Origin of the sequence: Zavarzinella sp. (assembly GCA_041399155.1) — a bacterium.
Lineage (GTDB): Bacteria > Planctomycetota > Planctomycetia > Gemmatales > Gemmataceae > JAWKTI01.
This window is the reverse complement of the sequence record JAWKTI010000001.1, coordinates 1,705,569-1,722,983: the sequence shown is the minus strand read 5'-3', so window position 1 is coordinate 1,722,983 and position 17,415 is coordinate 1,705,569. Positions and strand designations below refer to the sequence as shown.

The window sequence follows — 17,415 nt, the reverse complement described above, 5'->3', positions numbered from 1 at the left end:
TTCATTACTTTGAAGCTGGCTTCAATTTTGAATCGAGGATGCGAAATGCTTCTTTACGGGCATCATCGGGGAAATCGTGCCCCGCTTCTGGATAAAGTGAGATCAGATTACTTTCCTTTTTGAAGATTTGGTAAACTGGCTTCGCTGCACGGATGCAGTCTTTTACACCAGCCACATCGAAATTGTGATCATTGATTGGTGCCACTGCAATGAATGTTCTGGGTGCTAACAAGGCAATTGCTTCTGTAAAATCCCATGGCATCTTTTTGGGATCGCAGTCGTAGGTGGTTTTAATCTTCGGCATGTAGCCATCATGGCTCCAACCTGTCAGATTACCTTTCATGTACTTTGGGAAACTGCAGAAACCACAACTGGAGATAATAACCTGAACTCGATCATCAAAGCATCCAAGAAAGATCGAATTATGCCCACCAAGCGAGTGACCTACGACGCCCAATCGACTGGCATCAACTTGTGGGAGTGAGATAAGATAGTCCAGGCACCGTCGATGGTTTTCAATTGCTTTCATCGTGGTGCTGATATACCCTTTGCCATAAACATCGAATTGATATTCACCCATGTTGGGATAGTCAGGTGCCAGAGTTACGTAGCCATGTTCAGCCAGTTCTTTTGCGTAATGTCGATCAGATTTCCCGCTTAAGCCAGCGGGAATCTTTTTTCCATCTGGTTTACTGGTGGGATGCAGACAGAGCATTGCCGGAAATTGTTTCTGCTGGACTTTAGGTAATAGTAAATAAACAGGTAACTGCTCGCCAGGGTTGATTTCAATGGTGAGATGCTTCTGGATGTATTTGCCACAATCGTTTTGTGATTTTTCAGTCACACGAAACGGGCGATGTTCCGGAAGATCAGGTAGTTTTCCCATCACTACCTGCATTTGGGTTAGAATGTGTGCTTTGCGTTTTGCCCACGTGGCAGGATCAGCAATTTGCAGTCGAGCACCTTTTTCGTCCAGATAGGAAAGCAAATCTGTTTTATCTGCGTACCATGGTGCGGGTTGAGCATTTGAAACATTGCTGCCAATCCAGAGTGCGAATGCAAATAGCAGGTAATTTTTCATGATTTTCGTGAAGTTTTTGAAGTTCCCTGCTACAATTTCGCTGATTTGACATTGATTTGCAACGAGAAATGGTACAACCAGTTTCTCAAGAGGAAAATTTTCAATGAACATCAGGATGTTTGCCTTGGTGGGGCTGATGATGAGCTTACTTGATTCAAGTGCGGCTGAACGTTTTCTTACCCCACCTGGCAATGCTGGTCGCTCGGTGACAATCGCTAAAAACGGCATGGTGGCAACAAGTCATCCACTGGCTGCACAGATCGGGCTGGATATTCTGAAGCAGGGTGGAAATGCCACCGATGCTGCAGTGGCTGCCAGTGCGGCAATGGGGCTGATGGAACCGATGTCTTGTGGAATCGGTGGGGATCTGTTTGCAATTGTCTGGGATGCAAAAACGAAGACATTGCACGGCCTTCACGCGAACGGTGGTATGCCAATGCTGGCAACACGAGAGTTTTTTAAACAGAAAAACCTGAAGGAAATCCCAGAAACAGGCCCCTATAGCTGGTCAGTACCTGGGTGTGTCGATGGCTGGGATCAATTGCTAAGCAAGTTTGGCAGTAAGTCGTTTGCAGAACTGCTGGGTCCTTCGATAGAGTATGCGGATGATGGCTTTCCTGTTCCCGAAGTGATTGCTGGCTACTGGAAAAGTGGGATGCAAAAACTGCTGAAGGATCCTGGTTCTTCTGCCACGTATCTTATCGGTGGGAAAGTCCCCAAAACGGGTGATATTTTCAAAAATCCCGTATTGGCAGCAACCTATCGTGCTATTGCCAAGAATGGAGGTAAAGCATTTTACACTGGTACAATTGCCAAAGAACTGGATCAATTTGCCAAATCGCAGGGTGCCTTACTGCGACTGGAAGACTTGCAGCAACACAAAAGTATGTGGATGAAGCCACTACATGTGAATTACCGTGGGTACGATGTGTATGAGTTAACCCCACCTGGACAGGGTATTGCTGTGCTGCAAATGCTGAACATGCTGAAGCACGAAGATCTGGCGAAAATTGGGCCCAATTCGGCCGATTATTGGCAACTGCTGGTTGAAACTAAAAAACTGGTTTTTGAAGACCGGGCAAAGTTCTATGCCGATCCGGGTTTCGCAAAACTGCCAATCGACGAACTGTTAAGCGATGCTTACGCAATGAAGCGTCGCAAATTGATTGATCTGAAACGTGCGGCAACTGCGATCCCACCTGGGGATCCCAAACTGGGAATGGCCGACACGATTTACCTTTGTACTGCCGATCGGTGGGGTAATTGCGTTTCGCTGATTCAAAGTAATTATTTTGGCTTCGGTTCGGGGCTGACAGATCCCCAACTAGGCTTCGCAATGCAAAATCGCGGTACGCTGCTATCGCTGGATGAGAACCATCTGAATCGGCTGGAGCCTAAGAAAAAGCCCTTTCATACAATCATCCCTGCGATGGTGATGAAAGATGGCAAGCCAATTTTTGTTTTTGGAGTAATGGGTGGTGATATGCAGCCTCAGGGGCATGTTCAGATACTCATCAATATATTGGATTTTGGCATGAACATCCAGGTGGCTGGGGAGGCACCGCGGATGGAACACATTGGTTCTTCCAAGCCAAATGGAAGCAAACAAGACCAAAAAGGTGGTACTCTCCTCATCGAACGCGGAATGCCACTCCATATCATTGAGGATCTGAAAAAGCGTGGGCATCAGATTCGGATCGTCGACCGAAATGGTGGGGGATATCAAGGCATATGGATCGACCCCAAAACCGGAATCTACCATGGTGCCAGTGAAGCGCGGAAGGATGGGATGGCAGTGGGATATTAGTAAATAATGAAAATAAACTCATTAAAATTGCTGTTCAGCACCAAAATGGGTAATTTTTGCTCGAGAACGTGCCTAATTTCCATAGGAACCGTATATTATCCTTTTGCAGTGATGTGGTAACTACAAGGGGATTTGCCGCATCACTCATGTAATTTTTTGCCCACACAAAAACGTAATTTCTGGTGGCTGGTTTGGCAGCATTGATCTCAAGTTCCAACGATACAAGCAACGTAAGTGCTTCAAAAGAAAGCACTTACGAAAATGCCATCAAACTGATCCGGTTGTTAGATCGTGATATCTTCTACAATCCAACGACCAAGCAATTATCAGAAAGCAGTGCTACAGACAGTTTTTGCGCACCTAGCATCATGCCTGATACTTTGGGAAGTGGACATTTTCGGCAATCCCACCATGTGCGCTATGCCTACATGGCGGGGGCCATGGCCAATGGGATTGCATCCGAAAATCTGGTGATCTCGTTGGTCTCTTCGGGCATGTTGGCCTCCTTTGGTGCTGCGGGATTGAGTTTGCCAAGAATTGAGCAGGCGATCGATCGCTTACAGCAGCATTTACCGAATGATTCCTTTGCAATTAATCTCATCCACAGTCCGAATGAGCAGCACCACGAGCGAGATACAGTTTCGCTGTTTTTGCGGAAGAACATTAGATTGATTGAAGCATCAGCGTATCTGGACATTACCCCCCATCTGGTAAGCTATCGCCTGAAAGGCATATCTCGTAATCAGTTAGGTCAGGTGGTGCCCCGCAATCGGGTGATTGGAAAGGTGTCTCGCACCGAAGTTGCAACGCGATTCATGTCGCCCGCACCAGAACGAATGGTGAATGAATTGCTCCAGCAGGGGGAGATTTCACCCACCGAAGCGGAACTGGCAAAATATTTGCCGATCGCTGATGATGTGACTGTTGAAGCAGATTCTGGCGGACATACGGACAATCGTCCCGCACTGACGCTGTTTCCATCCATGCTGACCTTGCGCGATCAGTTGCAGGTAAAATATGGTTATACCATACCTATCCGGGTGGGGCTAGGTGGTGGCATTTCTACCCCACTCAGTGCGGCAGCTGCATTTGCAATGGGGGCAGACTTTCTGGTAACTGGCAGTGTTAATCAGGCATGTGTTGAATCAGGTAGTTCCGATCTTGTTCGAGGGATGCTGGCCGATGCGACCCAGGCGGATGTGATTATGGCACCGGCCGCTGATATGTTTGAGATGGGGGTAAAGGTTCAGGTGTTAAAACGTGGGACCATGTTCCCGATGCGTGCCCAAAAACTTTATGAGTTGTACAAAAGTTATCCAGAATGGCAGGCGATACCCTCCGCAGAGCGTGTCCAGTTAGAGAAGACAGTTTTTCGCAAAACTTTTGAAGAAGTGTGGGCAGACACCAAAAACTTTTTCGCGACAAGGGACCCACAGCAGATTACCAAAGCAGAGCAGAACCCAAAGCATTTGATGGCGTTGGTTTTCCGCTGGTATCTTGGACAGTCTTCCCGCTGGGCGAACAGTGGGGATGCGGATCGAAAAATCGATTACCAGATTTGGTGTGGCCCAGCCATGGGTGCATTCAATGAATGGGTCCGTGGAACAGAATTGCAGGATTTTCAGAACCGCAAGGCAGCGATTGTTGCCCGCAATCTGCTGTACGGTGCTGCGCTGGAACAACGCAAGGCTCATCTGCGTGCATTGGGATTTCCAACGGATCAAATTATCGATCGTGGTCCATGGCCCGATGATTTGATCAATCAATTTTTCTCCTGAGAATCAACAAGAGGTTTTTTGTAATGGCTGAGGGTGCTGTCCCGCTTGCGATTGTTGGCATCGGCTGTATATTCCCTCGTGCCCACGGGACTGTGCGTTATTGGTCCCACATCAAAAACGGTGTTGATGCAGTTGGACCTGTGCCTGCCACCCATTGGCAGCCTGAAGACTATTTTGATGGCGATCCCAAAGCACCAGACATGACCTATGCCAAGCGTGGGGCATTCCTGGAGCCTGTCGACTTTTCGCCACAGGAATTTGGGATTTCCCCCAACGATATTGAGGCAATTGACACATCCCAGTTGCTTGGTTTGTTGGCTGCCCGCAAAGCGCTGGATGATGCTGGTTACAATGCTGAGCGAGAATTTGATCGATCGAAAGTAAGTGTTATTCTGGGCGTAACAGGAACGTTGGAACTTGTGATTCCTCTGGGCGCTCGACTGGGCCATCCCAAATGGCGGAAATCACTTCAGGAAGCAGGTGTTGATGAATCAACCGCACAGGATGTCATCGACCGAATTGCCGACAGCTACGTTCCGTGGCAGGAAAACTCTTTCCCTGGTTTGTTGGGTAACGTCGTTGCTGGTCGGATTGCGAATCGATTGAACCTGCATGGCACCAATTGCGTGGTGGATGCTGCATGTGCCAGTTCGCTGAGTGCGATCCACATGGCTGCGATGGAGCTCAGTTTAGGTAAGGCAGATGTTGCTGTAACTGGTGGGATTGACACCTTTAACGACATCTTCATGTACATGTGCTTCAGTAAAACACCTGCACTTTCCAAGACAGGTGATGCCAAACCATTTGATGAAAATGGCGATGGCACCATTCTGGGTGAAGGGTTGGGGGTAGTGGTGCTGAAGAGGTTGGCTGATGCAGAGCGTGATGGTGACCGCGTCTATGCGGTAATTAAAGGCATTGGCACTTCCAGTGATGGCAAAGGCAATGCTGTTTATGCCCCAACGTCTGAAGGCCAGATGCGCTGCTTACAGGATGCCTATCGAACGGCGAATGTCAGTCCAGCTTCAATCGAGCTGATTGAAGCCCATGGCACCGGAACAAGGGTGGGGGATTCTGTCGAGGCAACTGCATTGACGGAGGTCTTTCGTAATGCCACTGACCGATTGGGTTTTTGTGCTCTTGGTTCTGTCAAGTCGATGATCGGTCACACGAAAGCCGCAGCCGGTGTTGCGGGCTTAATCAAAGTAGCGTTGGCTTTGTATCACAAGGTGCTGCCGCCCACGATCAAAGTCACCAGGCCAGTTTCTGTTCTGAATCAGGAATCTCCGTTTTATTTGAATACACAGGCACGTCCGTGGATTACCCAAGGTGGGCAACCTCGTGTCGCAGGGATGAGTGCATTCGGATTCGGTGGGAGTAACTTTCATGCGGTACTAACGGAACATCAAACTGCAAAACAAGCACCTGACTGGGATGGTCAAATCCAGATTTTACCGTTTAGTGCCAATAGTCGTGGTGAACTCCTGACACAGTTGGATCAACTGGCAGCAGAACAGGATTATCAGCGGATCTACCTGCGAGCAAAGGAGTTACGAACAAGGTTTCGTTCCGACTTGCCGCACAGGTTGGTGGTGATTTTGTCCATCGATTCGAATCTGGTGCAGACAGTTGCGAAAACAAAGCAACTTCTTGCAAATCAGTCAGATACGACGAAATTGTGGCTGATAAAAGAAGGGATCTTTTACAGCAATTGCTCTCCAATAGGCAAGTTAGGCGTGCTGTTCCCTGGGCAGGGATCTCAATATCCAGCGATGTTGCGTGACCTTGCTTGTACTTTTCCATGCTGGATTGAAGAACTTTCTCGGTTGGAAGCAAAATGGAACAACCCTGATCGCATGGTCGATGCGATTTATCCAAGGCAAAACTGGTCGCGGGAAGATCGAGATATTCAGGTAGAGAAGCTGAAAGGGACCTTATTCGCCCAGCCATCACTGGGTGTAATGGCTTGGAGCAGTTGGCGAACACTGACCGATTTTGGGGTGCAGTCAGATCAGTTTCTTGGCCATAGTTATGGAGAAGTAGTTGCACTTTGTGCGGCTGGCCGACTGTCTGAAGAAAATCTCTATCGTGTTTCGCTGGCGCGTGCCAATGCAATGGCGAAAGCAACCGCGGAAATACAAGGGGCAATGTGTGCGGTCCATTCCTCAGTTGAGGTAGTAGAAGAAAATGTTGCCGAATTCGTACCACAGGTAGTAATTGCGAATTATAATTCGCCGAATCAGGTGGTGGTTTCTGGCACGGTTGCAGGTATTGCCCAACTGGAAACGAAACTGCAGCGGCAAAAGATTCGTTTTTCCCGACTACCAGTTGCCACAGCCTTTCACAGTGCCTTGGTAGCACCTGCAGCCGAGGTCTTTCGGAGGAATCTGGAAGAAATCGCCATAACTCCTGGTTCAGCAACAGTTTATGCCAACGAGACCGCTATGCCCTATCACCAGGATGGTGGGGAGGCAATTGAACTTTTAGCGCGTCAATTAGCCAAACCAGTGCGGTTCTCCGCTTGCATTGAAAGAATGTACGAAGCAGGAGTGCGTACTTTCCTGGAAGTGGGACCGAATTCGGTTCTTTCTAAACTTACCACACAGATCCTAGCGAACAGGCCAGACTGCCAGGTTGTTGCCCTTGATGGATCGCAAGGAAAAAATCCCCCACTGTGGGATCTGGCGAGCTGTTTGTCCCAGCTTGCAGCCCTGGGTTACTCGGTTGATTTAACAAAGTGGCAGGAAAGTTATCAGCCGGAAGTCACAACTCAACAAGGGTATACGGTAAAAATCTGTGGGGCAAACTACACCAAACCACGCCCGAAACGTCCACCAGTTGCCAGTAAAGAGGTCGCACAAACGAAGCCACTGGTGGTTGAGAAAGTAATTATGAATAATCCCTCATCTTCTCATTTGCCGCACCAAACCGCTGGACCAGCGCCTGCGGTTGTTGCGGAAAGTACATTACAGTTATTTCAGAAAATGCAGGAAGACACTGCCCGACTGCATAAACAATTCCTGGACCACCAACAGGCAGTACTGGCGACTTTTCAGGCACTTGTGTCTGGAGTCCCACCTGCGATTAATGTGCAGCCAATTCAACATTCGAATGCACCAGTTCAGGTGAGGTCGGAAATTTCTGCTCCGGCAGCAATTTCGCCCCCGCCTCCACGTCCTGTGGCGGAACCTATCGCTTCTCCTACGCCTGCACCGAAATTGGTGCCACCCCCAGAGCCTGTGAAAGCCGCACCAAGTTCGTCGGTGATTGGGGATATTCAAACAATTCTGCTATCTGTAGTTGCTGAAAAAACAGGCTATCCCACCGAAATGCTTGATTTGGACATGCACCTTGATGCGGATCTGGGGATTGATTCGATCAAACGCGTTGAAATCCTGTCCGCATTTCAGGAGCGAGTACCCGATGCACCACCTGTTCAACCGGACCAATTAGGGACATTGCAGACTCTTCGTGATGTGATGAACGTGCTGCAAACAGCAGTTCTGCCTGTTAATCAAGGGATTGATCCCACCTCAACAAGTTCGAAGCAGGCACCTAAAGCAGTTGTGTCAACCACCAACATGCAACAGGTATTGCTCTCTGTGGTAGCTGAAAAAACAGGCTATCCCACCGAAATGCTCGAATTAAGTATGCACCTTGATGCAGATCTGGGAATTGATTCGATCAAACGTGTTGAAATCCTGTCTGCGTTTCAGGAACGCGTGCCAAATGCTCCAGCCGTTCAGCCTGAACAACTCGGTGCGTTGCAAACGCTGCAAGACGTTCTGAGTGTATTGCAAGCGAACGAGATGGCTCCAGAACAAAACATGAATGGTGTGCATATCTCACCAACTCCGGGGGTTGGTGAAGATTATTTACAGATACTACTCGATGTGGTGGCCGATAAGACTGGTTATCCGGTTGAAATGTTGCAGTGGGAAATGCACCTTGATGCAGACCTGGGGATAGATTCGATCAAACGTGTTGAAATCCTGTCTGCATTTCAGGAACGAGTGCCAACTTCGAAAGCGGTTGAGCCAGAACAGCTAGGTTCATTGCAAACACTCCAAGATGTTGCCAACGTCCTGAAAGGTCAGATTGCCGATTCCGGGCAACCGCACGAACTCAACGGAGGACCACCTCTCCCTTTCGGCAAACCGCTCGCTGATCAGTCAATCGGCGAGCGGGAAAACAAACATGCTGACCAGTTTGGTAACTCGCCAGTCAACCTGAATCAACTAGTGGCTGGTTTGCAAGTGTTGGAACCGAAATGTCAGCCATTTGATCCGGGGTTAGAACGTGGTAGAGTAAGCCTCCCGCGTGGTGCCACCGTGGTAGTTGTTTGTAATGACGAATCAATTGCTCAGAGCATATCGCAAATCCTTGCTGAACAAGGATTTCAGACGATTTGTCTTGACTGGCAACAACTGGATTCGTTGGAGCCTAACGATTCTATTGCTGGCTTGGTTTTGGTAGCACCCAGTCAATCAGTTCCGCAAATCAACCTGTTGGGCTTTCAATGGTTGCAAAGGTGCGCGGGCTGTCTAAAAGGATCTGCGAAACAATCTGGGGCATTTTTCGCCTGTATCACCACACTAGGTGGGCAATTTGGCTTTAAACATCTCTCGAATACCGATGTAGAGCATGGCGGCTTGCTGGGCATTGTGAAAACAGCTGCTCATGAATTTTCAAACGTGAATTGTAAAGCAATTGATGTTGATCCTACAGTCCTTCAATCAAACATTCGCCAGATCATTGAAGAGTTGTTCTGTTTTGGCCCCATTGAGCTTGGAATTACTGAAGACGGGCTCGTTCACGTGGTAGAAACTCCGCTGGTGTTACCTGCAAGTGTGCCACCTGCAAAGTTACCCCATGGTGCTACCATCATTGTCACTGGCGGTGGGCGGGGTGTTACCACAGAAGCAATTTTCCCAATGGCATGTACGGTTCGCCCAAGACTGATCCTGCTCGGCAGAACGGAACTGGATTCGACCGAACCTGCATGGCTGCAAGAGCTTACGGATGACGCCAGCATCAAAAAGGCCCTCATTCAACACTCACCGACACGCCCCACACCCCGCGAAATTGAAAAACAGTGCACAAGAATCCTGAATCAGCGTACGATACGCCAAAATATTGCGCGATTGGCAGAAGTGTGCACCAGCGTGGAATATATTGCTATCGATGTCTGCAATCGTGCGGATATTCAAAAGGTGGTACGGCAGATACAACACCAGCATGGTGAAGTTGCCGGCATCGTTCATGGTGCGGGTATTCTGCACGACCGAAAAATAGAAGATCTCACCACCGAACAGTTTCAGGCAGTTTACACCACCAAAGTAGATGGATTACAAGCACTCCTCGGTGCGATTGACCCCACAAAGTTGCGACTTCTCATACTGTTTTCATCTTCTACTGCACGTTATGGTCGTACTGGCCAGATCGCGTATGCTGCGTCCAATGAAGTGTTGAACAAAATTTCTCAGCGTACGGCACAAACACTGCCACACTGCCGTACTGTGGCAGTGAATTGGGGTCCGTGGGCAGGTGGGATGGTGAATGAGGGACTGGCGAAACTCTTTGCCAGTGAAGGAATAGGGCTGATCAGTTATTCTCAGGGTGGGGCTGTTTTGCTGGCAGCAAGTTCCTTGCCAGATTTTCCCGCGGAATTGGTCGTGATTGCGGAACCGAATGATGCCAAAGACAAACCACAGAAAAGAACTTTGACACTAGATTGGCAGCGTTCACCTATTCTGCAATCTCATGTGTTGAACGATGTCGCAGTGGTACCGCTGGCAATGCAATTGAACTGGCTCATGCAGCAGACTCAGCAGTTTTCTGCAGCACCTGTACTGATAGAAAACTTTCAGGTGTTGAAGCCAATTCAGGTTTCGCCTGCTCATGAAACTTTGGTGGAACTGGAAATGCAGCCTGCTGCACTGCAACATGGAGCAATTCGAAGTTACTCAGCCACAATATTTTGCGGCAAACAGCTTTTCAGCAGGGCTCAATTACATGTGGGTATTGCTCAACCTGCCGAGTCGGTTTCCCGTTACAAACCAGATCGCCCCACACCTTCGATCAATGAAGTGTATTCAGGGATCCTTTTCCATGGAAAAGGATTACAGGTGATCTCCGAAATTGGTTCTCTTTCACAATTTGGTGCAGAAGCAATTGCAACAAATCCATTTCATGAAACCACATTTGCTGTGAATGACAACAATCGCATTTTTGCGATTGATGCTGCACTACAATTAGTTATCATCTGGACGGCGAAGTATCTGGGTGCACCATCACTGCCGTATTCGATCGGAAAATTCCGCCATTTGACAACTTCATCTGACGTGCAATCATGGCATATACGATTAGAAATTACCCATCGTTCTGCTACCAGTGTGCGTTCAAATATCGATATTCTGGATCCTGAAGGCATGTTACTGATGCAGTTGTATCAGGTAGAACATGTTCTCAATGCCAACTTACAGGAAATCTTTCAGTTGAGTCGACAAAGGCCTGCCCCAGGCTACTCGACTTTAGTGAATTAAAGGTCAATTGATGCAGCACCATGAACCAATTGCCATCGTGGGAATGGCTGGCCGTTTTGCAGGTGCCAGAAATCTGAACGAGTACTGGCAGAATATTCTTCAGGCGAAAGATTGCTCCAGCGAACCCCCTTCTGGACGCTGGGTTCTGGATCCAGCTCGGGCACATCATCCAGAGCTTGCCTATCCAGATCGGGTGTATTCCACTCGTGGCTATTACATGCCCCCACTCACAACAATGGAGTTGTCAAGTCACATCAATGGTGTACCAGTAGAAGAACTGGATCCAGTTTTTCATTTGGCATGGTACCTCACACAGAAAGCATTGAATCAGGTTTCAATGCAAGGGGTCAATCGTGATCGCTGTGGAATTGTTTTCGGCAATATTGCGTTGCCCACGGCAAAAGCAGCACAATTTACAGCAAATTTTGTTAGCAATCGCGCTGCGATTTCAAGCTTGCGGTCCAGGGATGTGTTGTCCTGGAATTGTGAGCCAGCGTGTAATCCGATCGCCTTTGCTGCAGCAGACTTAGGCTTTGGGTTGGGTGGTTATGCTATTGATGCTGCCTGTGCATCATCACTTTATGCCATCAAATTGGCCTGCGACGAACTCCAAAGTGGTCAGGCAGATCTAATGATTGCTGGTGGCCAGAATCAGGCAGATTCCTTGTACAACCAAATGGGGTTCAGCCAGTTGCGAGCACTTTCCCGTACAGGAAAGTGTTCGCCATTTGATGCTCGCGGCGATGGCTTACTAGTTGGTGATGGTGGGGCTGCATTCGTTTTGAAGCGTCTTTCTGATGCAGAAAAAAACGGCAATACGATTATTGGCGTGATTCGTGGAATTGGCTTGTCAAACGACATAGAAGGGAATTTACTTTCGCCAGCTTCTGAAGGGCAATTGCGGGCAATGCGGCAGGCATACGAAGTTTCTGAATTGGACCCAGAAAGTATTCAAATGTTTGAGTGTCATGCCACGGGAACACCAACTGGAGATGCAACTGAGTTTCACAGTTTACAGCGACTACTTGGCCCATCTGCGAATGATGTGGTGATTGGTTCGGTAAAATCGAGCGTCGGCCACCTGCTGACGGGTGCAGGGGCAGCTAGTCTCGCAAAAGCACTGCTCGCAATCAATCATCAGCAGTACCCACCTACGGCGAATTTTCTACAGAGAGCAGAACATCTTTCAAATCAAAGGAGTAACCTTCGTGTGCTGACCAAACCGCAACCATGGGTTTCCGAAACTCCACGTTTGGTAGGCGTGAATGCTTTTGGCTTTGGGGGCATAAATGCTCATCTGATTGTTGAAGAATATCGTCAGGCACCTGCAGTTAACTACGTAGCTCCTCTGATTTCGACTGATGAACCAATCGTTGTTACTGGAACAGCCTCGGTAAGATACAGCCAGAAAGATGAAATTGCTTTTCCTTTGGGTATTTTTCGAATCCCACCGACTGAATTGGCAGAGATGCTGCCACAACAGACGATTCTGTTGCAGGCTTTGCACATGACAGTGGGTACGAGGGACCTCTCCGGGCCTCGCACTGGCATTTTTGTGGGTGCGAAGCTGGATATCAATACCACCAATTTTCATGTCCGGTGGGCACTGGAACAACTCGAGAACGAACGATTCCGTGATATTCATCCTCCGCTGACAGCCAACCGCACGATGGGCGTTAGCCAGCGTGGCATCCAGTCGCATTGCACGACATCTGCGTGCGGGTGGGCCATCCTATACAATCTGTGCCGGAAATGAAAGTGGCTGGCAGTCGATGCAGAATGCACTTACCGCACTGCGTCGGGGAGAAATTGATACTGCGGTGGTCTGTGCGGTGGATTGTCAGGCTGACGAGCGATTCGCAAGTACAGAATCGGGCAAGAACCGTGCTGCAGTGATCTTACTACAACGCGAATCAGTGGTAACAGACGCAAAGACGATATTGTGTCGGCTGAGTCCAACTGCACTTTTTCCAAAGTTGACCGCTCCGACGTGTGTGGAACAACTTGATGCGTGGATAAATGACATATCAAGTATTTCGCAGCGAGTATCTTCCGCAGGCAACATCCCCCATTACTGGCTGACGAATTCGGGTGAGGTCCGCCAACGAGGGGCTTTTTCAGAAAATCAACATTTCGTCAGATCGTCAGCATCAGTGCAGCCTTTGATCTTCACATTCTCTGGTAATCAACCTGCAGAGATTCTAGCCCAACTTCGGGCACTAGACTGCACAGAACCATACCAGGCTTTGTGGAATAAACTGCGCAAGTATATACCAGATAATCAGTTATGTCGATTGGCTTTTGTAGCACACAGCCAGGAGAAATTTCGTTCGCATGTGCAGCAGGCAATATCCCATCTTGATAATCGACCTCAAGTTGCTGCTCAGGGGCCGTACTGGTACGTACCACGATTTGGGGCTTCCAAGTTAGCATTTGTTTATCCAGGTTCTGGTAACCATTTTGCAGGCATGGGACGGGACTTCAGCATTGCTTTTCCACAAGTGCTTGATCAGCAGCAACTTGAGAACAATTGCCTGCGAGATCAATACTGTTCCCAACACGTTTGGGAAAGTGATACGATCGAGCAACTATTACCTAAAGATTTAATTTTTGCCCAGGTGGCACTTGGTATCCTGATCAGCGATTCATTAAGACTTTTTCATGTGCGGCCGGATGCTGCCATCGGCTATAGTCTTGGCGAATCAGCAAGCATGTTTGGACTACGTGCCTGGACAACTCGCGATTTGATGTTCAGGCGGATATCAGAGTCTTCATTGTTTACTCATGATTTGGCTGGAAACTAAGCAGCACTCCGCAAAACGTGGGGTTTTAGTGATGACCAACCACTGGAATGGTGCACTGGTGTTGTTACTGTTCCACCAGAGAAAGTGCTGGCAGAATTAAAAAAAGATGAGAAAGCTTGCCTGTTGATCATAAATACGCCCACTGATTGTCTGATCGGTGGTGAGCGAGCAGCAGTAGAGCGTTTGGCAAATCGCCTGAATACCACTTTTATCGAAATTAAAGGCGTTACGAGTGCCCATTGTGCCGATCTCGCGTCCGTGCGAGAGCCATATTGGCAATTACACCACTTGCCCACTCAGGTGCCTGAAGGTGTGAGCTACTACAGCGGTGTGTGGGGCAAGTCATACGATCTGAATGCGGATTCTGCTGCAGACGCGATTACTTCTGCTTTGCTGCATACAATCGATTTTCCCAAAGTCATTCAACAGGCTTACCAGGATGGGGTGCGGACGTTTCTGGAAATCGGACCCGGCGATTCCTGTAAACGAATGATCAACCTCATATTGAATGGTGCAAAAGATATCGCTGTGCGGTCGTTATGCACCGCGAAGAAGCAGAATCTGGAAGAATTCTGGGAAACGCTGGCAATGTTATTTGTGCGTGGACATGAAGTGAAACTGGACGATCTTCACCATGTAGAAATTCCCGCTCCTAAAGAACCTGTTTTACGCTTGCCCGCAGCGTTTGGGTTTTCATTGGCTGAGGAAAACAAGCACGTAATTTATGAGAAAGATATGAACAGGGAGCGAACACCAGTTCCAGCGCCCCCACGAATGGAATTCGCGCCACCTGTGGAAACCAGAAGCCAGCCCCAGGCAGTAGAACGTGCCATGGTGGCTACTGCAACGGAGACCATCGTGGGGCAGGGCAGTTTACCTGTTCAACAATTTGGGAGGTTGCCTGCCGATTGGTTGCTTCAATCGCAAATTGAAACTATTGCTGCCCACGATGCCTATTTGCGCTGGGTGCAAAGCAGTCAGGAATTTCTGGCACATTATCGTGCATATTCCCAATCAAACACGAATTATGTGCAATTCACTGCCACAACAGGGCTTGCAGAACAGGTGTCAACCGATCTGGTGCCGCGGCACTTGACCTACGAGCAGTGTGTGGAATTTGCCCGTGGTCAGGTGGGCAAGGTATTAGGCAGACGCTTTGCAGAAATTGATCGATTCCCCACCAGGGTACGTCTGCCGGATGGTCCGTTAATGCTGGTCGATCGGATTCTGGCGATCGAAGGTGAGCCACTTTCCATGTCCCACGGGCGGGTGGTGACAGAGCACACCGTCCATGCGGGTCGCTGGTATCTGGATGCGGGTCGCATCCCCACGTGCGTGGCAGTAGAAGCGGGCCAGGCAGACCTCTTTTTATCTGGTTATCTTGGTATTGATTTCCAGACTAAGGGCTTAGCCTGTTATCGATTGCTGGATGCCACAATCACATTCCACCGTGGCTTGCCAGTAATTGGCGACAGAATTGAATACGACATATTTATCGATCAGTTTTTTCAGCAGGGCAGCACTTACCTGTTTCGCTTTCGTTTTGAAAGTACTGTCAACGGCGAACCGTTGTTGAGCATGCAACAGGGCTGTGCTGGCTTTTTCACTGATGAGGAATTGGCGTCTGGGAAAGGGATCGTGCATACTGCACTGGATCGCCGCCCACAACAAGGGAAATTGCCACCAAACTGGCGGCCATATGCTGGTGGGCAGCCTAGTTTGCTGAATCGCGATCAGGTGAATGCGTTGCGAGCAGGAGATTACCGCACTGCATTTGGGGTGGAATTTGCCCACTTGCTGATTAATAACCCGATGAAACTACCCCAGGGGATGTTGAAACTGGTTGATTCTATTTCGGCAATTGATTTTACCGGTGGCAAATACGGGTGCGGGCTGATTCGTGGTGAGGCAGATATCCACCCTGATGACTGGTATCTGACATGCCATTTTGTGGATGATCAGGTAATGCCAGGCACTTTGATGTACGAATGTTGCCTGCATACTCTGCGAATTTTGATGATGCGGCTTGGATTTGTGGGCGAAGCGGACAATATTGTTTGCGAGCCACTTCCGGGTGTGATGAGCAAACTGAAATGCCGTGGACAGGTGATTGCAAGTACCATGCAGGTGACCTATCAGGTTGTGGTGAAAGAAATTGGTTTTGAACCGAGCGCATACGTGATTGGTGATGCGTTAATGTATGCAGACGGAAAGCCCATTGTTGAAATCACGAATATGTCGATGCGGATGACTGGCCTGACAGAACAGGATTTGCAGCGGGTCTGGCAAACTCGGCAGGAATCGCCAATTAAAAGTAAGCAACCGATTTTTGACGACCACCACATTACTGCGTTTGCCACTGGGAAACCTTCCGAAGCATTTGGCGACCGTTACCGTATCTTTGATCAGGAACGAGTGATCGCCCGCCTGCCAGGTGAACCTTACAAGTTTCTGAATCGAATTATTCAGATAGATAATTGCCGACCTTGGGAAATGGTTGCAGGTGGGCAAATTCTGGCCGAGTATGATTTCACTGGTTCGGAATGGTACTTTGGTGCAGAAAACGCAAATCGAATGCCTTATTGCGTCTTGTTGGAAGCCGCACTACAACCTTGCGGATGGCTTGCGGGGTATCTCGGTTCTGCATTAACCAGCGACATCGATCTATCTTTTCGAAATTTGGGCGGAACCGCAGTACAACTGACGGAAGTTCTGGCACAACCAGGTACATTCACTACCGCAGTGAAGATGACGAGGGTGTCTTCTTCCGGTGGGATGATTATTCAGCATTACGACTTCGATTTGCAACAAAATCAGCAATCGGTGTTACGTGGAAATACTTATTTCGGATTTTTTACCAAAGCCGCTTTGGCCAATCAGGTGGGGCTGAAAGATCTTCGCCATTGGCATCCGACGGTAGAAGAATCTCCCGCAGTGTCTTATCAGTTTCCAGTAGGTAATCCATTTCCAGATAAGCAGTTACGCATGATCGATGCGGTGCAGTTTGCTGACGATCCCACTGGGAAATATCCCCACGGTGTTGTCACAGGAACCGTCTCAGTCGATCCATCAGCATGGTTCTTTCAGGCGCATTTTTATCAGGATCCTGTCTGGCCAGGCTCCCTGGGGCTGGAATCGATGCTACAACTCATGAAGTGGTTTGCCCATCAGCGTTGGGGATCGCCCAAAACGGGTTGGCAATGTACCGCATTGGGTAAGCAGCACGAATGGGTTTATCGTGGGCAGATTCTGCCCACGGATCATCGGGTGACTGTGCAGGTTTTTCCGAAAATTATTGATGATTCTGAAGAACTTTTGGTTGCGGATGGTCTATTGAGTGTTGATGGTCGTATGATATACCAGATGAAAGATTTCAGTTTGCAACGTGCCTAATCGAACA

7 protein-coding genes are annotated in these 17,415 nt (G+C 48.7%); 6 read left to right on the top strand and 1 reads right to left on the bottom strand.

The features are described from left to right. Window positions 1–4: 4 nt before the first annotated feature. Window positions 5–1,081 (bottom strand): prolyl oligopeptidase family serine peptidase, encoded by a 1,077-nt coding sequence (locus R3B84_07125; protein MEZ6140326.1) that lies wholly within the window; start codon window positions 1,079–1,081, stop codon window positions 5–7. 103 nt (window positions 1,082–1,184) lie between these two features. On the opposite strand from R3B84_07125, the gene ggt reads away from it, so the two are divergent. The 6 genes from ggt (at window position 1,185) to R3B84_07095 (ending at window position 17,408) form a co-directional block, all read left to right on the top strand. Then, window positions 1,185–2,888 carry a gamma-glutamyltransferase gene (gene ggt, locus R3B84_07120; GenBank protein MEZ6140325.1) on the top strand — a complete coding sequence of 568 codons (1,704 nt, stop codon included), beginning with the start codon at window positions 1,185–1,187 and terminating at the stop codon, window positions 2,886–2,888. A 191-nt stretch (window positions 2,889–3,079) separates the two neighbouring features. Continuing rightward, window positions 3,080–4,666: a PfaD family polyunsaturated fatty acid/polyketide biosynthesis protein gene (locus R3B84_07115; protein ID MEZ6140324.1), complete on the top strand. Its 1,587-nt coding sequence runs from the start codon at window positions 3,080–3,082 to the stop codon at window positions 4,664–4,666. Window positions 4,667–4,689: 23 nt separating this feature from the next. Beyond that, window positions 4,690–11,211 (top strand): SDR family oxidoreductase, encoded by a 6,522-nt coding sequence (locus R3B84_07110; GenBank protein MEZ6140323.1) that lies wholly within the window; start codon window positions 4,690–4,692, stop codon window positions 11,209–11,211. Between the two features lie 10 nt (window positions 11,212–11,221). Further along, on the top strand, window positions 11,222–12,967 hold the full coding sequence (locus tag R3B84_07105; protein ID MEZ6140322.1) for a beta-ketoacyl synthase N-terminal-like domain-containing protein: 1,746 nt from the start codon (window positions 11,222–11,224) through the stop codon (window positions 12,965–12,967). Between the two features lie 238 nt (window positions 12,968–13,205). Continuing rightward, on the top strand, window positions 13,206–14,015 hold the full coding sequence (locus R3B84_07100) for a hypothetical protein (protein MEZ6140321.1): 810 nt from the start codon (window positions 13,206–13,208) through the stop codon (window positions 14,013–14,015). 84 nt (window positions 14,016–14,099) lie between these two features. Beyond that, the gene (locus R3B84_07095; protein MEZ6140320.1) at window positions 14,100–17,408 is read left to right on the top strand and encodes a hypothetical protein; all 3,309 of its coding nucleotides are present in this window, start codon (window positions 14,100–14,102) and stop codon (window positions 17,406–17,408) included. Window positions 17,409–17,415: the final 7 nt, after the last annotated feature.